Genomic DNA, 17,621 nt, shown 5'->3' on the forward strand with positions numbered 1-17,621 from the left:
CGGTGATCCTATCCGCAGATCCTGCGGATCAGAGGGAGCCGCTGCGGGTGAGAGGCCACACGATGCGGTCGACGTCACCGACGACGCGCTCTGCGGGGATCATCCCGCCGCCCGGTGCGCCCAGCAGGTGCCGGGAATCGGTGGAGTCGGAGCGGTTGTCGCCGAGGACGAACATGCGCCCGGCGGGGACCCGGAGATCGAAGTCGATCTCGCTGGGCGCGGTGCCCTCGGGCAGGTAGGGCTCCTCGAGGGGCACGCCGTCGACCGTGAGGGCCCCCGCGGGGTTGCAGCAGGCCACTCTGTCGCCGCCGACGGCGATCACGCGCTTGACCCAGTACCGGCCCCCGTCCGCCTGTGAGGGGGCGAAGTAGCCGGTGCCGTCGAAGACGACGATCTGCCCGCGCTCGGCCTCGCCGCGCTGCGTGCGGTCGGCGAGGATCACATCGCCTCGGGCCAGGGTGGGCTCCATCGAGGCCGACGGGACACGGAAGGGCTGGACGACGAACTGGCGCACCGCGGCTGCGGTCAGCAGGAGCAGCACGACACAGACGGCGGCGGCCACCACCAGGTGGGGCCGCCGCCGTCCGCTGCTGCCATCCGGAGTCATATCCGGATCAGGAGTGCTGGCGCTTCTCCTTGATGCGGGCCTTCTTGCCCGTCAGGCCGCGCAGGTAGTACAGCTTCGCGCGGCGCACGTCGCCGCGGGTGACGACCTCGATCTTGTCGACGGTCGGGGCGTGGATCGGGAACACACGCTCCACGCCGACACCGAAGGAGACCTTGCGGACGCGGAAGGTCTCGCCGACGCCGTGGCCCTGGCGGGCGATGACGTAGCCCTGGAAGACCTGGATACGAGAGCGGTTGCCCTCGACGACCTTCACGTGCACCTTGACGTTGTCGCCGGCGCGGAAATCGGGGACGTCCTCGCGCAGGGACGCCTTGTCGAGCTCATCGAGCTTCTGCATAGTGTGTCTCCAGCCCTCCGCCTCAGGTCGGACGGCATCGTTCGCGGGGCGCTCGTCGGCGCCCGTCCTGAACCGTCGATCCGGCGAGGAGCAGGCTCCTCGTGCCGGTGTGCTGGGCCTCTGGCAGCGACTCCCATCGCCACGGATCTGCCCGGCCGCTCGGTGCGTCCCTCCCCTGAGGCAGAGGGGCGCGCGGCGTGCACAAGGGCTCATTCTGTCAGCGCACGAGGGCCCCGGCAAGCCCCGACCCGTGGTGAGAGTGCTGGTCAGCGTCGGCGAGCGGTGTCGGATCCGTCACCCGAGAGGGGCCGGGCCCTCGTCGTCGGCCGGAAGCAGGTCGGGCCGGCGTTCACGGGTGCGGCGGCGAGACTGCTCCCGGCGCCAGGCGGCGATGCGCCCGTGGTCACCGGAGAGCAGGATCGGCGGCGCCTCGCGCACGGTCCCGGCGGGGTCCGTCCAGGACGCCGGACGGGTGTACAGCGGGTACTCCAGCAGCCCGTCGGCATGGGACTCCTCGACCAGGCTGGCCGCGTTGCCGACCACTCCCGGGATCAGCCGGACGACGGCCTCGGTGATGGCCAGGACGGCGACCTCGCCGCCGTTGAGGACGTAGTCGCCGAGCGAGACGAGGGCGACCTCGTGCCCCTGGTCGGCCAGGTGCTCGTAGACGCGCTCGTCGATGCCCTCGTACCGCCCGCAGGCCAGGACGAGCCACTCCCGCTGCGACCAGTCCTGGGCGGTGGCCTGCGCGAAGGGTGCGCCGGCCGGGTTGGGGAAGATGATCAGGGGGTGGGCGTCGGCCCCCAGCGACTCCCGGCCGGCGGAGAGCACCGCGGCGAAGGCCTCCGCCCAGGGCTCCGGCTTCATGACCATGCCCGCTCCCCCGCCGAGCGGGGTGTCGTCGACCGTGCGGTGGCGGTCATGGGTCCACGTGCGCAGGTCGTGCACGTGCAGATCGAGGATCCCGTCGCGCCGCGCCTTGCCGATCAGGGACAGATCGAGCGGGGCGAGGTACTCGGGGAAGATCGTGACGACGTCGAGGCGCATCGCAGCGCTCAGCGTTCGTCGGCCGGCGCCGGAGCGGAGGTGTCGGGCCCGTCGTCAGAGTCCTCCTCCGGCAGCTCGTCGAACAGGCCTCCGGGCGGGTCGGCCACGACGGTGCCGCCCTCGAGATCGACCTCGGGCACGAGCTGCTCCACCAGCGGCAGCTGGACGCGCTTGCCGCTCGGGGTGCGAACCAGCAGCAGGTCCTGCGCCGGGTAGTGATCGATGCCGGTGACGGTGCCGAGCTCCCGGCCGTCGACGTGGCGCACGTCGAGACCCTTCAGCTGCGAGGGGTACCAGGCGTCGGGGTCCTCCTCGGCCTCCTCCTCGGCGTCCACGGACAGGGCCAGCTCGGTGCCGCGCAGCGATTCGGCGCCGGTACGGTCGGTGACCTCCTCGAAGGTCGCGTACCAGCGGTCCTGCTGGAGCCTGGTGCCGCGCACGGTGAGGGTCCGCTGCCCCTGACCGCCGGCGACCTCGAAGACCGTGCCCGGGGCCAGGCGCTCCTCGGGCTGATCCGTGCGCAGGTTCAGGGCGACCTCGCCCCGCAGGCCGTGCGCCCGGCCGATGGTCGCGACGATGACCTCGAATGTGCTCATACCAGTCCTTCGTCTCCTTCGTCGCCGGTTCCGTCGTCGCCCTCCGTGGGCTCCGGTGAGGAGTATCCGGCCGTGTCGCAGCTGGTGCCGAGTTCCGCCAGGGGCTCGCGCAGCCCCTCGGAGGAGGTGTCGCCGTCCAGGGCGTCCTGGAACGGTGCGCGCACCTGCTCGAGTGCCGCCCGGACCCCGTCGTCGTCCACGGCCTCGATCTCGGCGGCGAGCAGGTCCGCGGTGGCCTGCACGTCGTCCATGCGATCTGCGGGCACCGTCCGGGGGCTGAGGCCGACCAGCTTGAACATGTTCGAGGTCAGCACGTTGGCATTGGCGAAATGGGTCAGGGTGCCGGGGGTGTCGAACACGTCGGCGCACACCAGCGCGGCGGGCTTGGTGCCGTCCTCTCCGGGCTCGGCGGCCCAGCTCGCCGCCTCGGAGACGCTCGCGCACTGGGCTGCCACCTCGCCCCAGGCGGTCCGGAAGCCGTCCCGATCGAGGTCGGCACCCTTCTCGGGCTCGGTGCGGAACCACTCGGCGAGCGTCGTGGCCGCGGCGCGGGCGTCCTCGGGGGCGCTCTCGAACGCGGCCTCGACGTCGTCACCGGTCATGGCATAGAAGAAGGGGTCCGACGGGCCGGCCTCGGGCGCGGTCCCGGCGCGGTCGAGGACCGTTCGGGAGAGGGGGTCGGTGTAGTCGGGGTCGCCCCAGAACTCCCCGCACGACGCAGTGAGGGCCGGATCCGGGGTCATGGGCTGTGCGCTCGTCGCCGTGCCCGGGTCTGCGGTGCCGGGCCCGGCCGTGTCCTCCGGGTCTGCCGTGCCCGAGGAGCACGCCGCCAGCAGGAGTGCAGCGCCCAGGGCGGCGATCACCGCGCCGGCGCTGCGCCGGCCCGCGCCGTCGGCTCTCCGGCCGGCCTGGTCGTGCGCATGCCAGGAGCGGCCCTGCCGAGTCCCAGCGACCATGTCGGGCATGGCCGGGGAGCCGGCAGGGCCGCTCCTGAAAGCAGTGCGAGGCACCTCAGCGCCGGTCGACGTCGACGATGTCGACGCGCACGTCGTCCTCCGACAGGGCCGCGGTGACCGTGCGCAGGGCACGGGCGGTGCGGCCGGAGCGGCCGATGACGCGGCCGAGATCGGCAGGGCCGACCCGGACCTCGAGCAGCGGGCCGCGGCGCGTGGACTTCTCGCTCACGCGGACGGCGTCGGGATCATCGACGATGCCGCGGACGAGGTGGTCGAGAGCTTCGGCGCGGGTGCTCATCTCACGCCTCGTCGGTCGATGCGGCCTCGGCGTCCTCGACGGACTCGCCCTCGGCGGGGGCCTCCTCGGAGCCGGGCTCGACACCCTCCTGGGCGCTCTCGCCCTCGGTGCTCTCCGACTTCTTCGCGCTCTGGCGGGACTCGGCGGCGGACTTGTCGGCGTCGGCGATCAGTTCGTCGGCGGACTTCTTGGACTCCGCGGTCTTCAGGGAGCCGGCGGGGTCGCCCTCGCCCGTGAACTTCTGCCAGTCGCCGGTGACCTTGAGCAGCGCGGCGACCTGTTCGGTCGGCTGCGCGCCGACGCCGAGCCAGTACTGGGCGCGCTCGGACTGCACCTCGATCAGCGAGGGCTCCTCGGTCGGGTGGTACTTGCCGATCTCCTCGATCACGGCGCCGTCGCGCTTCTTGCGCGAATCGGCCACGACGATGCGGTAGAACGGTGCACGGATCTTGCCCATGCGCTTCAGACGGATCTTGACAGCCACGTGGGTGGACTCTCCTTCAGGGATGTTCGGGTGAGTCCCGCCGCAGCCTGTGGGGTGATGCGGGCGCTGACGGTCCTCGGGGTGTCGTGCACCGGCGGATAGAGGGCCGGCCAGGGCACATACACAGGAGAGTATGCCAGGGATGCGGCCCGACTGACCAGCCGCGCCCGTGTGCACCGGGGCACACGGCGGGCCCCTCGGATGCTGCCGCCCTGGTGGCGGCGTGATGACCGTACCGGCCGTGCGGTGCCGACGGCATGACGCGCCGACCAGGTGTGGGGCGCCGAGGCTTCACCCGCCCAGCGTTCCGATCGCCTCGAGCAGCTGGTTGGCGCCGAGGACGACGAAGACCAGCGCGATGATCCCGAGCACCACGTTGAGCACCCATCCGTTGCGCCACGCCTGCGGCATGTGCCGCGAGTTCAGCAGGAACAGCAGCGTCAGGGCCAGGAACGGCATGAACAGCGAGCCCAGCACCCCGTACGCCACGATCACCTGCACCGGCTTGCCGAGCAGGAGCAGCAGCATCGGCGGGAACGTCAGCCACAGGATGTAGAAGCGGTAGTAGCGACCGCCGATGCTCCGGTCCCGATGGCCTTCGGGACGCCTGCGCACGTGACCGAAGAAATCCGCGAACATGATCGAGACGCCGTTCCACACCCCCAGCATCGAGGAGAACGACGAGGCCCAGAATCCGATCAGGAAGACCCAGCTCATCGGCTCCCCGTACCGGGAGGCCAGGACCTCGGCCAGATCGACCAGTCCCTGATCACCCTCCTCGATGGCGATGCCGCCGGAGTAGAGGAGCTCAGCACCCACGACGAGCATGGCGACCACGAAGATCCCCGAGATCACGTAGGCCATGGCGTTGTCGATGCGCATCACGCGCATCCAGCGCGGGGTGGACCATCCCTTCGCCGCCAGCCAGTATCCGTAGGCCGCCAAGGTGATCGTGCCGCCGACGCCGCCCGCGATGCTCAGGGCGTAGAGGAGCCCGCCGTCCGGGACTCGCGGGACGAGTCCGAGGAGGATCTCGCCGATGTTCGGAAGGGTGACGATCGCGGCGCCGACGACGGTCACAAACATGACTCCGACGAGGACCGCGATGATCTTCTCGAGCCGGTGGTAGTGGCCGAGCCAGACCAGCGCGGCACCGATCAGTCCGCAGCCGACGGCGTAGACCATCAGCGGCATCTCGTCGACGCCCCCGATGTCCCCGATCACGGGCAGTTTCGGGACCAGTGCCACCAGGGGCAGCGCGGAGGCCGACATCGCCGTCGCGCCGTACACGAAGCCCCACACCATGATGTACGGGCCGAAGTAGAGCGAGGTCCACCAGCCGAGCCTCCGCCAGCCCTCGAAGATGGAGTGGCCCGAGGCCAGGGTCCACCTCCCGGCGCCCTCGACCAGGAAGATCTTGATGATCACCCCGGCGACCGCGGCCCACAGCAGGGCGTAGCCGAACCGGGACCCGGCGACGAGCGTTGCGACGAGATCGCCCGCACCGATGCCGGTCGCAGCCACCACGATGCCGGGGCCGATCAGTCGCCAGCGCGGTGGGGCCTCCGGCTCGGTCGCAGCCCCCGCCGCTGCGCCGGCGGTGCCGGGCGCGTCCGGTGCGTCCGGTGCGGGCGTGGCGTCGTCGCCAGGATGCTGCTGTGGATCCATGGTCCGATGCTACGGGCACCGATGCCTCTGCTCCGGGAGGTTCGACCCCGCGGGTGCTCCGTGCTCGCGCGGCAGCGACAACGTGCCAGCGCTCGGCGATCGCCGCGAGGGGGAGCGCTCAGCGGCCGCGTGGGAGCACCCTGCCGCCCAGCACGATCGCACTGCGCTCGCGCAGGGCGGTGTGGTCGCTCCGCGGATCTCGCGGCAGGACCAGCAGATCGGCGGGAGCACCGTCCTCGAGGCCGGGGACGCCGAGGAACCGACGAGGTGCCCAGGCGGACGCCTCCAGGATCTCTGTCCCGGTCAGGCCCGCCCGGGAGAGTTCATCGAGCTCGTCATGGATGATGCCGTGGCCGAGCACTCCCCCGGCGTCGGTCCCCACCAGCAGCTGGACCCCCGCGTCGTGGGCGTCCCGGGTGCGCTGGAAGCGGGCCTCGCGCAGCCGGCGCATATGAGCGGCGTAGGCGGGGAACTTCTTCTCGCCCTGCGCGGCGTACGTCTCGAACTCGTCGACGTTGACGAGGGTGGTGACCACCGGGACCTCGGCCGCGGCAGCTCGCGCGATGGTCTCGTCGGTCAGACCGGTGGCGTGCTCGAGGCAGTCGAACCCGGCGTCCAGGGCCAGCGGCAGCGTCTCCTCGTCGAAGGTGTGGGTGGTGATCCGGGCTCCGGCGTCGTGGGCGGCTCGGGCGGCGGCCGCGAAGTCCTCGGCGTCCCAGCACGGGGTCAGGTCGCCGACGTCGCGGTCGATCCAGTCGCCCACCAGCTTCACCCAGCCGTCGCTGCGCGCCGCCTCCTGAGCCACCGCGCCGGGGAGCTGCTCGGGCTCCAGCTCATGGGCGTAGCCGCGGAGGTATCGCCTCGTGCGGGCGAGGTGGCGCCCGCAGCGGATCAGCCGCGGCAGGTCACCGTGCCGCTGCAGCGGGGAGTTGTCGATGATGGAGCCGGCGTCGCGGATCAGCAGGACTCCGGTGTCGCGGTCGGTGAGGGCCTGATCGCGCGCCGTCTCGAGACTGGTGCCTGCCCCGTCGCTCCCGATGCCGATGTGGCAGTGCAGGTCCGCGAGGCCGGGAACCACGAAGCCGTCGACCTCGACGACCTCCGTCCCGGCCGGCAGCTCGGGTCGCTCGTGATGGATGCGCCCGCCCATCACCCAGGCCTCGGGGATCTCCTGCTCCGGCCCCAGCAGCACCGGCCCCCTCAGGTGCAGGACGGCCTCGTCGCTGTGCTCGGGTGCCGTGGCAGTCGCTCCAGTGCTCATGCCTCGAGGATATCGACGCCTCGTCGCTCCGCGGCCCCGTCCCAGCCCCCACGGCCCAGCGCCCGGACCGACGCGTTCGGTTCCGATGTGTTCCACTGCTTGGAACATATCGGAACCGAACCGGGGTGCTCACGGTCAGCCCCGGGACGCATCACGAGCCTGGCCGGAGGCCGGCATCCGTGCCCGGATGGCCGCGTCGAGGCGCGCGAAGAAATCCGCAGGCCGCTGGAAGTCCGCGACGGAGATCCTGAGCACCTTCCATCCCAGATCGTGAAGCACCTCGTTCTTATGCAGATCGCGCTGCCACGTCCGCCTGTCCTCGCGGTGGTGCTCGCTGTCGTATTCGATCGCGATCCGCCACTGGTCATATGCCAGGTCTATGTAGAAGAGGGAGCCGGTCGCACCGTCACGCACCGAGACGTTGGGCGCAGGCTCGGGGTAGCCGCGAGCGCAGATCAGCAGCCTCGTCCTCGTCTCCATCGGCGACCACACCCGCTCCCGCGCTTCGTTCGCAGCTCGGCGCACGGCGCGCGCGCCCCGTCCGCGGGAACTTCTCGCGTCGGCTCGGATCTGCTGCAGGGGCACGCGGATGCTCGCGCCGTGACGGTCCGCAGCCAGGGCGTCGACGCACGCCACAAGTTCCATCCGGGACAGCTTCGGGGCGATCTCCTGGAGTACGGTGACGGGCGCCGAGATCGTCAGTCCGCCGAACTGGATGGTCGGAGCGGGCCGTCTCTGGTGAACGATGAGCGATGCCTGGGTCCTCCGAGCCCCGCCGCGACCCATGCGACAGTGCAGCGCTGCGCCCTCCCTGCGGGTCAGCCGCCGAGGCAATGGCAGCCCCAGCAGTTCGGCTGCGGTCTCATCGCTGATCACGGAGCCGGGCACGACGACGGTCTGCAGGGCGAAGGCCACGTCCCTCAAGGGCGCCGGAGCGTCCGCCCGACAGCACAGGCCCGGGAGCGGGGACGTGATCGCTTCGGACGCGAGCACCCTGGGATGCATGCCCTGCTCGCGGAGCACACGACGGGAGTACATCGTGCCCGGCTTCATGTCCCGAGCCTCTCTCAACACCATGGGCGGGACCATATTGGTCGCGTCAGGTGGCGTTCCGGTGCCACCGGTCCGGTGTGCAGGACGACGCTCTGGGGAGGAAAGGTCCTCGCCGGAGACATGACGTGCACGTGCCGAGAGCGGCGTACCCCTCCCTGGTGCCCGGCCGCGTCGCGACCCGTACCCTGCGCCGTGCCCCGTGCCCCGTGCCGGCTGACAGTGCTACACGACGCCCTACCACGATGGGTTCTGATTTGTTCCGGCACGCGGAACAAATCAGAACCCAACCAGGCCCGCGAGGCGCGTGGCCGTCGGCGCAGGGACTATGCCCCACGGCGTCACGTCACTTGCCGCCGAGCAGCTTCTGCATCTCCGGGGGCAGCTGACTGGGGTCGAAGTCAGTCGCGTCGGGAGTGCCCTGGGTACCGGCCGCGGTGCCGGCGCCGAAGGCCGAGTCGCCCTGCGCGCCCTGGCTGGCCTTCTTGGCCGCCTCGGCCTGCTCACGGGCCGCCTTCGCAGGGTTCTTCGACTTCGACTTCTTGACCTGCTTCTGCGGGGCCTGCTTGCCGCGTGACTTCTTGCCCATGCCCATGCCGGGCCCGCCGGGCATCCCCGGCATCCCGCCACCGCCGGGCATGCCACCGCCGCCGCCGGCCATGCCGCGACCCATCGTCTTCATCATCTGCTGGGCCTGCTTGAACCGCTCGAGCAGCTGATTGATCTGCTGGACGGTGGTGCCGGAACCTCGCGCGATGCGGTTGCGGCGCGAGCCGTTGAGGATCTTGGGGTTGTTGCGCTCCTCCGGCGTCATCGAGCGGATGATCGCCTCGACCCGGCCGATCTCGCTCTCGTCGAAGTTCTCGAGCGCCTCGCGGTACTGGCCCATGTTCGGCAGCATCCCGAGCATCTTCTTGATGTTGCCCATGCTCTTGAGCTGCTGCATCTGGGCGAGGAAGTCGTCGAGGGTGAAGTCCTCGCCGGAGGCCAGCTTCTGCGCGGCCTTCTCCGCTTCCTTCTGGTCGAAGGCCTTCTCGGCCTGCTCGATCAGGGTGAGCACGTCACCCATGTCCAGGATGCGGTTCGCCATCCGGTCCGGGTGGAAGCGCTCGAAGTCGTCGAGGCTCTCACCGGTGGAGGCGAACAGGATCGGGCGCTCGGTCACGCCGGTGACCGACAGGGCGGCACCGCCGCGGGCGTCGCCGTCGAGCTTGGAGAGGACCACACCGGTGAAGCCGACGCCGTCGCGGAAGGCCTCGGCGACACGGGCGGCATCCTGACCGATCATGGCGTCGACGACGAACAGGGTCTCGTGGGGATTGACGGCGTCGCGGATGTTCCGCGCCTGCTCCATCATCTCCTCGTCGATGCCGAGACGGCCCGCGGTGTCGACGATGACCACGTCGTGCTGCTGGAACTGGGCGGTGGAGACGCCGTTCATGGCGACCAGCACCGGATCGCCCACGCCGTTGCCGGGCTCGGGCGCGAACACGGGCACGCCTGCTCGTTCGCCGACGATCTGCAGCTGGTTCACGGCGTTGGGGCGCTGGAGGTCGGCGGCGACGAGCATCGGGGTGTGCCCCTCGCTCTTCATCCACTTCGCGAGCTTGCCGGCCAGAGTCGTCTTGCCGGCGCCCTGGAGGCCGGCGAGCATGATCACCGTCGGGGGGTTCTTCGCCCAGCCCAGCTCACCGGTGGCACCGCCGAGCACCTCGACGAGCTCGTCATTGACGATCTTGACGACCTGCTGCGCGGGGTTGAGCGCCTTGGAGACCTCTTCACCGAGGGCGCGCTCGCGGACGCGAGCGGTGAACGAGCGCACGACGGAGACGGCCACGTCGGCATCGAGCAGGGCTCGCCGGATCTCGCGGATCGTCTTGTCGACGTCCGCTTCGGTGAGGCGGCCGTGGCCGCGCAGACCCTTCAGCGACGCTGTGATGCGATCGGAGAGGTTGTTGAACACGAAGCGCTTCCCCTTGGTCGTATGGACCGCACCAGTGTAGTGGCCTCGTCTGCACCTCCCCAGCGGCGCATGAGGAGAGACCTGACACGCCGCCGATCGCCTCGGCCCGGAGCGGCTCAGGTCGCGGCGGCGTCCATCAGTGCCGAGACGATCCGGCCGACGGTCGGCGGGTCCAGGGCGCGGCCGTGCTCATCGGTCAGGTACAGCACGTCCACGGCCCGCTGGCCGAGCGTCATCACGTGGGCGCTGCGCACCTGCAGCCGGTGCACGGTGATCACCTCGGCCACGTCCGCCAGCAGGCTGGGACGGTTGCGGGCGTTGACCTGGACCACGGTGGCCTCGCGGGAGGCGCCGGGCAGCAGCGTGACCACGGGCGTGTCCTCGGTGGTCCGCGGTGGCGGCGCCGGGGGCAGCTCGAGGACGCGGGCATCGGGCCGGTCGCGGTGGGCGAGCTCGTGGTCCAGGGCGGTGCGCAGCACGGAGGGGTGCGGGAGGTCCGACGGGGCGACCGCGACCCACCAGGTGTTCACCGCGACGCCGTCCATAGTGACGACCACGGCGCTGTGCACATCCAGCCGCAGGCGCACCAGCACCCGGGCCATCGCGGCGAACACCCCGGAGGCGTCGGGGGCGCCGACGCAGATCTGCGAGATCGGCTCGTTCTCGGTCGGTGCCGGGTAGATCACCTGGGCGCTGTCGGTGCGCTTGACCGCGGTGAGCACCGCATCCTGCACGGACCGCTGCGGCGTCAGCACCAGGCGCGGCGCCGGGGCGGTCCCGGTGAGGGCGTCGCGGGCGAGGTCGGTGAGGTGGTCGACGAGGTCGGCGCGCCAGGTGGACCAGGCGGCCGGCCCGGCGGCGATCGCGTCGGCCTCGGTCAGGGCGCGCAGGATCTCGAGCGTGTCCAGGTCGTGGCCGACGGCGGACAGCAGGTCGCGCAGGGTCGCGGGATCGGCCAGGTCCCGGCCCGTGGCGAGCCCGATCAGGGTGAGGTGCTCGCGCACCAGCGTGCCGATCAGTGCGGAGTCGGTCTTGTCGAAGCCGAGATGGCGGGCGGCGGCCTCGGCCAGCGGCGCGCCCTCGGCGGCGTGGTCACGCGCGCCGGGCCGCTTGCCGAGGTCGTGCAGCAGCGCCGTGACCAGCAGCAGGTCGGGACGACCGACGCGCGGCAGGAATCGCTGCGCCTCCAGGACGGTCTCGACCTGGTGGCGGTCGACCGTGAAGCGGTGGACGGCGGAGCGCTGCGGGCGGTTGCGGATCTCGCTCCAGCCCGGGACCCACCGGGCGAAGACACCCTTGACGTCGAGCGCCTCGTAGACGTCGGCGAAGTGCTCGCCCGCGAACGCGTCCACGAGCACGTCGCGCTGGACGGGCAGCAGCGGGTCGGTCCCGCCCTCGGCCATGCGCGCCAGGGTGGCGTCGGCCAGTGGCAGCCCGGTGGTGGCGGCGTGGCGAACGGCGGCGAGGTCGCGCAGCAGATCGCGCACCGAGGGGTCCACCGAGACCTCCCCGGCCTGGACCAGCACGCCGTGGGGCAGACGGGTCAGGGCGGGCCGACGGTCCGTGCCGGCGCCGCGGGTGGCGGCACCGCCCGGGGCGATGGCGGCCTCCGCGGCGCGGACGGTGCGGTGCAGCTCCCAGGTGACGGCGCGGGCGGCTTCGGCGAGCACGGTGTGGTGGTCGTCGGCCGTGGCGTGCCCGGTCAGCGCGGCGACCGCGTCCTGATCGGCGCGGCCCAGGCGCGTGCCCGAGGAGCCGGTGACCGCCTGCAAGGCATCCCGGGCGTCCCCGAGGGTGCGCGCCGCGGCGTCGACCACGGCGTGATCGTGGTCCGCCAGCCAGCTCTCGGCGATGGCCCGGATGACCGTGACGTCGCGCAGCCCGCCGCGGTCGGACTTGAGGTTCGGTTCGGTGGAGTGGGCCAGGGCGCCGTAGCGGTGCGAGCGGTCGAAGGCGAGGTCGACCAGGTCGGAGACCCGCCGGCGTGCCTCTCGGCGCCACTGGGTGCGCACGCGACGGGCGGTCTCCTCGACCATCTCCGCATCCCCGGCGACGTGGCGCAGATCGAGCAGGGAGATCGCTGCTCGCAGGTCGTCGCGGGAGACCTGTTCGCACTCGCTCGGGCTGCGGACAGCGTGATCCAGTGCCGTCCCGGAGTCCCAGATCGGGTACCACAGGGCGCTCGCGAGCCGCTCCGACTCGGAGGCGTCCAGACGCTCCGGGTCGATCAGCAGCACCAGGTCCAGATCGCTGCCGGGTCCGAGGTCCCGCCGCCCCAGGGAGCCGATCGCTGCCAGGGCCGCGCCGGACGCGGGACCGCCGGCCCCCGTCCACAGCTCGCTCAGCCAGCCGTCGACGAGGGCGGCCTGCTCGAGTCTGCGGGTGGGGCCGGCGGAGGGATCCGCGAAGCCGTCGTGGAGAACCTGCGTGATCCGGCGTACGGACAACGCCTCAGACGGCATCCGCGTCCCGTTCCCCGGTGCGCACTCGCACGACGGAGCCGACGTCGGTGGTCCAGACCTTGCCGTCGCCGATGCGCCCGCTGCGGGAGGCGGCGACGATGAGGTCGATGATGGCGGCCTCGTCCACGGTCTCGGCGAGCACCTCGACCTTGATCTTCGGGATGGTGTCGATCGTGTACTCAGCACCGCGGTAGACCTCGGTGTGACCACCCTGGCGGCCGTATCCGGCGACCTCGGTGATGGTCAGGCCGCTGACCCCGTACTCGCGCAGGGAGTCGGTGACCGCCTGCAGGGCGTGCGGCTGGATGATCGCGGTGATGAGCTTCATCGGGGCTCTCCTGTGGTGATGGGCCGGGGATCGTCGTCGGCACCGTCGGTCTCTTTCGCGGTCGTCGAGCCGACGGTACCCGGTGCGGGGTTCCGGGGCTCCCGGGACGCTCCCCCACCGGAGGAGGGCGCGGCGGTCGGGGCGGGCCCCCGGTCACGACGACCGGAGAGGGCTCCGGCGAGATCGTAGCCGGACTCGGCGTGGTGGGTGACGTCGATGCCGGCGAGCTCGTCGGCCTCGCTGATCCTCCAGCCCATCGTGTACTTCAGGGCCAGGCCGATCACGGCGGTGAGCACGCCCGAGATGAGCATGGCGACCACGGCCACCACGATCTGGACGAGCAGCAGGCTGACGCCGCCGCCGAAGATCAGCCCGCCCTCGTCGGCGAGCACACCGATCAGCACGGTGCCGACCAGACCGCCGACGAGGTGGACGCCGACCACGTCGAGCGAGTCGTCGATGCCGAAGCGGTACTTCAGGCCGACGGCGAGGGCGCACAGCGCACCGGCGACCAGACCCATGACGATCGAGGTGACCGGGTTCAGGGCGGCAGCGGCCGGGGTGATGGCGACCAGGCCGGCCACCACGCCGGAGGCTGCACCCAGGCTGGTGACGTGCTTGTCGCGGATCTTCTCGACCAGTGCCCAGCCGAGCATCGCGCCGGCGGTGGCGACGGTCGTGTTGACCCAGGCCAGGCCCGCGGTCTCGTCGGCCGTTCCGGCGGAGCCGGCGTTGAAGCCGAACCAGCCGAACCACAGCAGCGCGGCGCCGAGCATGACCAGCGGCAGGTTGTGCGGCCGCATCGGCTCCTTGCCGAAGCCCTTGCGGGCGCCGACGATCAGGGCGAGCACCAGACCGGCGATGCCGGCATTGATGTGGACGACGGTGCCACCGGCGAAGTCGACCGGTTCGGCGATCGCCGCGAAGGGCCCGTCACCGCTGAGCAGGCCACCGCCCCAGACCATGTGGGCCAGCGGCGCATAGACGATCAGCGACCAGACGAAGGTGAAGACCATCCAGGTGCCGAGCTTGACGCGGTCGGCGATGGCACCGGAGATCAGGGCGGTGGCGATGATCGCGAAGGTCATCTGGAAGCCGGCCGCGACGAGGAACGGCACGCCGGCCTCACCGAGGATCGACTGATCGTCGGTGCCGCTGAGTCCGAAGTACTCGACGGGATTGCCGAACAGAGTGCCGACGTCGGTGCCGAAGGCGATCGAGTATCCGGCCAGCGTCCAGGCGATCGCGACGACGGCGATGGCGCTGAAGGACATCAGCATCATGTTCAGGACGGTGCGGGCTCGCACCATGCCGCCGTAGAAGAGGGAGAGGCCCGGGGTCATCAGCAGGACGAGGGATGCACTGGCGAGAATCCAGGCAGTCGCCCCCGTGTCGAGGGTGAAGTCCATGTCGGCTCCAGGGTGGAGGGGACGGCCCGCGCTCCGTGAGGAGACGGGGCCGCTCGACCAGGCTGGTCGCGCCTCACATAGTGGGGTGCCCGCGCCGGATAACCCACACTCAGAAGCTGGCGTGATCAATCCGTGACCCAACAGGTCGCTCCGCGGGACGACGGCGGGACGACCCGGAGTCCGACCGCCACGCTCCCGGCGCTACTCCCCCAGCAGCGCGTCGACGAAGCCGTACGGGTCGAACGGGGTCAGGTCGTCCATGCCCTCGCCCAGGCCCACCATCTTCACCGGGACGCCGAGCTCGCGCTGGACGTTGACGACGATGCCGCCCTTGGCGGTGCCGTCGAGCTTGGTCAGCACGATGCCGGTGATGTCGACGGCCTCGGCGAACACGCGGGCCTGCTGCATCCCGTTCTGACCGGTGGTGGCGTCGATGACCAGGAGCACCTCGGCGACCTCGTCACCGTGCAGGCCCTTCTGGGCCACGCGGCGCACCTTGCCGAGCTCGTCCATCAGGCCCTTCTTGTTCTGCAGGCGGCCCGCGGTATCGATGATGACCACGTCGGCGGTCTCCTCGATGCCTTCCTTGACGGCGTCGAAGGCGACCGCGGCCGGGTCGGCGCCGTCGCGGTCGGCGCGGATCGTCTCGACGCCGACGCGGGAGCCCCAGGTCGTCAGCTGGTCGGCGGCGGCGGCTCGGAAGGTGTCGGCCGCTCCCAGGACGACGGAGCGCTCGGCGGCGACCAGGACTCGGGCGAGCTTGCCGACGGTGGTGGTCTTGCCGGTGCCGTTGACCCCGACCATGAGGATCACCGAGGGGACCTCGGTGCCGTCGGGGGCGGTGCGGCGACTGGCTGCGACGCGCCGGTCCAGGGCCGGGTCGATGAGGGTGACCAGCTCCTCTCGGAGGGCCTCGCGCACGGCGGCGGGGTCGTCGGTGCCCAGGACCTTGATGCGCCGGCGCAGGTTCTCCAGCAGCTCGTCGGTCGCGTCGGGCCCGAGATCGGCGAGCAGGAGGGTCTCCTCGATCTCGTCCCAGGTCTCCTCGTCGACGCCCGTGCCGCGGGTCAGCAGGGTGAGGATGCCGCGACCGAGCGCCCCGGAGCGGGCGAGGCGGTCGCGCAGACGCACCATCCGGTCCGCCGGTGCCTCGGGGGTCTCCAGCACGCGCGGGGCGGCCGTGGCCTCCGGCTCGGCCTCGGCCTCGGCCTCCGGTTCCGGCGCCGGTGCGACGGCCGTGTCCTCGGCCGGCGGCTGCTGCGGGGGCGCGCCGGTTTCCGTCGGGGCCGTGGCGTCGGCGGTGGGGGCGTGCTCCGCAGCGGGCGGCCCGCCGGCTCGGTCGGCCTCGTCGGTCTCCGGCCGCGCGGGCCGCACCTGCTCGGGCGCGCGCTCGCTCGGCGGCGTCGTGGGGGCCTCGGGCGGTGCGCTGTCCGCGGGGCCGGGTTCTGCGGTCGGCTCCGCCGGGGTCTTCTCGCCGGCGCTGGGCGCCGGGGGCGAGAGGGTGTCCGCCCAGCTGGGCGGGGCGGGCCGTTCCTTGACGGCTGTCGCCGAGCGGCTCTCGCCGCCGGCCGGCTCGCCGGTGCCGGGGCGCCGCTCGTCCTCGGGGCGGTCCGAGGACTTCTTGCCCCGGCTGCGGAGGTACGCCCACGCGCCGGCACCGAGCACGAGGACGCTGCCACCGCCGCCGGCGATCAGGGCGAGGATGTCATTGGGGTCCACGGGTCACCTCCGAGGTCGGGGAAGCCGACGATGCGGCGAGGACAGCGGTCAGTCTAGGCGGACGTGGTGGCGTGACCCCGCCCCGGGGCAGCACTGTGGAGAAACGGTCCTGTGGAGAAGCGGTGCGTCTCACGAGGGCCGGGCGGTCGGCGGGCGTCGATGTTCCGGCGAGCAGGCGACGGCCCGACACTCATGGGGGGCCGACACTCATGGGGCCACGTCACTGCTGGGCCACGTGGCCGCGGCCATGGGCCCACGCGTCAGTTCTTCTCGCGCGAGGTCCGCGAGACGTGACGGCGATCGCGCGGCGTCGGGCCCTCGTCGTCGTCCCGGCGGGCGCGCAGATGGGGCGCGGCGACCGCGAACAGGATCCCGAGCGCCACCAGGACGGCGATCCCCAGGAAGACGATGGTGACGAGGGCCGGTTGCATGCCCATATTGTGCATCGCGCCGTGGGGAGCCCGCTGGATCTCCCGGCGCGGCGCGTGCCGCACGGACCGATGGGTCGGGTGCTCAGCCGAGCTCGGGGAACCAGATGCCGATCTCGCGGGCGGCGGACTCCTCGGAGTCCGAGCCGTGCACGAGGTTCTGGATGACCGGCAGGTCGTACTCCCGGGCGAGGTCGCCGCGGATGGTGCCGGGCGCCGCCTCGGTGGGGTTGGTGGCACCGGCCAGGGAGCGGAAGCCGGCGATGACGCTGTCGCCCTCGGCGACGAGCGCGACCAGCGGGGCCGATCCCATGTATTCCACGAGACCCGGGTAGAAGGGCTTGCCCTCGTGCTCGGCGTAGTGGGCGGCCAGCTCCTCGGAGGTGGCGGTGCGCTGGGCGAGGGCGGAGATCTCGTACCCCTTGGCCTCGATGCGGCGGATGATCTCCCCGCGCAGGCCGCGCTGGACGGCGTCGGGCTTGAGCAGGACGAGGGTGCGCTGTGCGGTCATGGCACCAGGGTACCCACGACGGCGAGAGGTCCCCGCATCGGCGCCTCAGCCCGCGGAGCCCTCGCCGTCCGGCTCGTCTCCCGGACCGCGGGCGGCGCGCACCCGGGCGTCCACGGCATCCTTCTCCCGGTCCAGCTGGTGGCCCTTGAACACACCGAAGACGTACAGCCCGGCGAATCCGAGACCGACCACCCACATCGCGGTGACCTGCAGGCCCAGCAGGATCACGGGGAGCTGCAGCACCATGCCCAGCAGGTAGGGCCACCCGGCGCGCCGGAGCAGTCCGGAGCACAGCACCAGTGCGAGCGCGGTGACCAGTCCCCAGACCCAGGTCACGGTCCTCTGGTCGGGGACCAGCTGGTGGGCGACGAGCACTGCGAAGAAGACCACGAACGCCTCGATGACGAGGATGGTGGCGGACAGGGCGCGCTGGGCGCCGTGGGCTCTGCGCGACGGGGCGAGGTCCAGCGGCATGG

General features: G+C 71.8%; 18 protein-coding genes. All 18 read right to left on the bottom strand.

Annotation, left to right across the window (positions count from 1 at the left end; genetic code table 11):
* Nucleotides 1–28: 28 nt before the first annotated feature.
* Nucleotides 29–607 carry a signal peptidase I gene (lepB, locus tag ACFQRD_RS01525; protein WP_377803344.1) on the bottom strand — a complete coding sequence of 193 codons (579 nt, stop codon included), beginning with the start codon at nt 605–607 and terminating at the stop codon, nt 29–31.
* A gap of 7 nt (nt 608–614) precedes the next feature.
* On the bottom strand, nt 615–965 hold the full coding sequence (rplS, locus tag ACFQRD_RS01530; protein WP_377020350.1) for a 50S ribosomal protein L19: 351 nt from the start codon (nt 963–965) through the stop codon (nt 615–617).
* Nucleotides 966–1,259: 294 nt separating this feature from the next.
* The gene (gene trmD, locus ACFQRD_RS01535; protein WP_377020349.1) at nt 1,260–2,012 is read right to left on the bottom strand and encodes a tRNA (guanosine(37)-N1)-methyltransferase TrmD; all 753 of its coding nucleotides are present in this window, start codon (nt 2,010–2,012) and stop codon (nt 1,260–1,262) included.
* A gap of 8 nt (nt 2,013–2,020) precedes the next feature.
* Nucleotides 2,021–2,608: a ribosome maturation factor RimM gene (gene rimM / locus ACFQRD_RS01540; protein WP_377803345.1), complete on the bottom strand. Its 588-nt coding sequence runs from the start codon at nt 2,606–2,608 to the stop codon at nt 2,021–2,023.
* Nucleotides 2,605–3,564: a hypothetical protein gene (locus ACFQRD_RS01545; protein WP_377020347.1), complete on the bottom strand. Its 960-nt coding sequence runs from the start codon at nt 3,562–3,564 to the stop codon at nt 2,605–2,607. Before ACFQRD_RS01545 ends, rimM begins: the two co-directional genes overlap by 4 nt.
* 55 nt (nt 3,565–3,619) lie before the next feature.
* On the bottom strand, nt 3,620–3,862 hold the full coding sequence (locus ACFQRD_RS01550) for an RNA-binding protein (protein WP_377020346.1): 243 nt from the start codon (nt 3,860–3,862) through the stop codon (nt 3,620–3,622).
* Between the two features lies 1 nt (nt 3,863).
* Nucleotides 3,864–4,346: a 30S ribosomal protein S16 gene (gene rpsP / locus ACFQRD_RS01555; RefSeq protein ID WP_377020345.1), complete on the bottom strand. Its 483-nt coding sequence runs from the start codon at nt 4,344–4,346 to the stop codon at nt 3,864–3,866.
* Nucleotides 4,347–4,637: 291 nt separating this feature from the next.
* Nucleotides 4,638–6,014, bottom strand: coding sequence for an Nramp family divalent metal transporter (locus ACFQRD_RS01560; RefSeq protein ID WP_377803346.1), 1,377 nt, complete (start codon nt 6,012–6,014; stop codon nt 4,638–4,640).
* A gap of 118 nt (nt 6,015–6,132) precedes the next feature.
* Nucleotides 6,133–7,275 carry an amidohydrolase family protein gene (locus ACFQRD_RS01565; protein WP_377803347.1) on the bottom strand — a complete coding sequence of 381 codons (1,143 nt, stop codon included), beginning with the start codon at nt 7,273–7,275 and terminating at the stop codon, nt 6,133–6,135.
* 135 nt (nt 7,276–7,410) lie between these two features.
* Nucleotides 7,411–8,352: a DUF559 domain-containing protein gene (locus tag ACFQRD_RS01570; protein WP_377803348.1), complete on the bottom strand. Its 942-nt coding sequence runs from the start codon at nt 8,350–8,352 to the stop codon at nt 7,411–7,413.
* 319 nt (nt 8,353–8,671) lie between these two features.
* A complete protein-coding gene (ffh, locus tag ACFQRD_RS01575) occupies nt 8,672–10,288 on the bottom strand; it encodes a signal recognition particle protein (RefSeq protein ID WP_377020341.1) in 1,617 nt (538 codons plus the stop codon).
* A gap of 116 nt (nt 10,289–10,404) precedes the next feature.
* Nucleotides 10,405–12,735 carry an HD domain-containing protein gene (locus ACFQRD_RS01580; protein WP_377020340.1) on the bottom strand — a complete coding sequence of 777 codons (2,331 nt, stop codon included), beginning with the start codon at nt 12,733–12,735 and terminating at the stop codon, nt 10,405–10,407.
* A 4-nt stretch (nt 12,736–12,739) separates the two neighbouring features.
* Nucleotides 12,740–13,078, bottom strand: a complete 339-nt coding sequence (locus ACFQRD_RS01585) for a P-II family nitrogen regulator (RefSeq protein WP_377020339.1) — start codon at nt 13,076–13,078, stop codon at nt 12,740–12,742.
* A complete protein-coding gene (locus tag ACFQRD_RS01590) occupies nt 13,075–14,487 on the bottom strand; it encodes an ammonium transporter (protein ID WP_377020338.1) in 1,413 nt (470 codons plus the stop codon). Before ACFQRD_RS01590 ends, ACFQRD_RS01585 begins: the two co-directional genes overlap by 4 nt.
* A 201-nt stretch (nt 14,488–14,688) precedes the next feature.
* On the bottom strand, nt 14,689–16,206 hold the full coding sequence (ftsY, locus tag ACFQRD_RS01595) for a signal recognition particle-docking protein FtsY (RefSeq protein WP_377020337.1): 1,518 nt from the start codon (nt 16,204–16,206) through the stop codon (nt 14,689–14,691).
* Nucleotides 16,207–16,466: 260 nt separating this feature from the next.
* Nucleotides 16,467–16,637 carry a hypothetical protein gene (locus ACFQRD_RS01600; RefSeq protein ID WP_377020336.1) on the bottom strand — a complete coding sequence of 57 codons (171 nt, stop codon included), beginning with the start codon at nt 16,635–16,637 and terminating at the stop codon, nt 16,467–16,469.
* Between the two features lie 82 nt (nt 16,638–16,719).
* Nucleotides 16,720–17,145, bottom strand: a complete 426-nt coding sequence (ndk, locus tag ACFQRD_RS01605; RefSeq protein ID WP_377020335.1) for a nucleoside-diphosphate kinase — start codon at nt 17,143–17,145, stop codon at nt 16,720–16,722.
* A gap of 45 nt (nt 17,146–17,190) precedes the next feature.
* Complete coding sequence (locus ACFQRD_RS01610; protein WP_377020334.1) at nt 17,191–17,619, bottom strand: DUF4233 domain-containing protein; 429 nt, start codon at nt 17,617–17,619, stop codon at nt 17,191–17,193.
* Nucleotides 17,620–17,621 lie beyond the last annotated feature (2 nt).

Source organism: Brachybacterium sp. GCM10030268, from assembly GCF_042666305.1.
Classification (GTDB): domain Bacteria; phylum Actinomycetota; class Actinomycetes; order Actinomycetales; family Dermabacteraceae; genus Brachybacterium.

Coding starts and splice junctions, on each gene's coding strand:
- lepB (WP_377803344.1), bottom strand. CDS start 607: ATGACTCCGGATGGCAGCAGCGGACGGCGGCGGCCCCACCTGGTGGTG.
- rplS (WP_377020350.1), bottom strand. CDS start 965: ATGCAGAAGCTCGATGAGCTCGACAAGGCGTCCCTGCGCGAGGACGTC.
- trmD (WP_377020349.1), bottom strand. CDS start 2,012: ATGCGCCTCGACGTCGTCACGATCTTCCCCGAGTACCTCGCCCCGCTC.
- rimM (WP_377803345.1), bottom strand. CDS start 2,608: ATGAGCACATTCGAGGTCATCGTCGCGACCATCGGCCGGGCGCACGGC.
- ACFQRD_RS01545 (WP_377020347.1), bottom strand. CDS start 3,564: ATGGTCGCTGGGACTCGGCAGGGCCGCTCCTGGCATGCGCACGACCAG.
- ACFQRD_RS01550 (WP_377020346.1), bottom strand. CDS start 3,862: ATGAGCACCCGCGCCGAAGCTCTCGACCACCTCGTCCGCGGCATCGTC.
- ACFQRD_RS01560 (WP_377803346.1), bottom strand. CDS start 6,014: ATGGATCCACAGCAGCATCCTGGCGACGACGCCACGCCCGCACCGGAC.
- ACFQRD_RS01565 (WP_377803347.1), bottom strand. CDS start 7,275: ATGAGCACTGGAGCGACTGCCACGGCACCCGAGCACAGCGACGAGGCC.
- ACFQRD_RS01570 (WP_377803348.1), bottom strand. CDS start 8,352: ATGGTGTTGAGAGAGGCTCGGGACATGAAGCCGGGCACGATGTACTCC.
- ACFQRD_RS01585 (WP_377020339.1), bottom strand. CDS start 13,078: ATGAAGCTCATCACCGCGATCATCCAGCCGCACGCCCTGCAGGCGGTC.
- ACFQRD_RS01590 (WP_377020338.1), bottom strand. CDS start 14,487: ATGGACTTCACCCTCGACACGGGGGCGACTGCCTGGATTCTCGCCAGT.
- ACFQRD_RS01600 (WP_377020336.1), bottom strand. CDS start 16,637: ATGCAACCGGCCCTCGTCACCATCGTCTTCCTGGGGATCGCCGTCCTG.
- ndk (WP_377020335.1), bottom strand. CDS start 17,145: ATGACCGCACAGCGCACCCTCGTCCTGCTCAAGCCCGACGCCGTCCAG.
- ACFQRD_RS01610 (WP_377020334.1), bottom strand. CDS start 17,619: ATGCCGCTGGACCTCGCCCCGTCGCGCAGAGCCCACGGCGCCCAGCGC.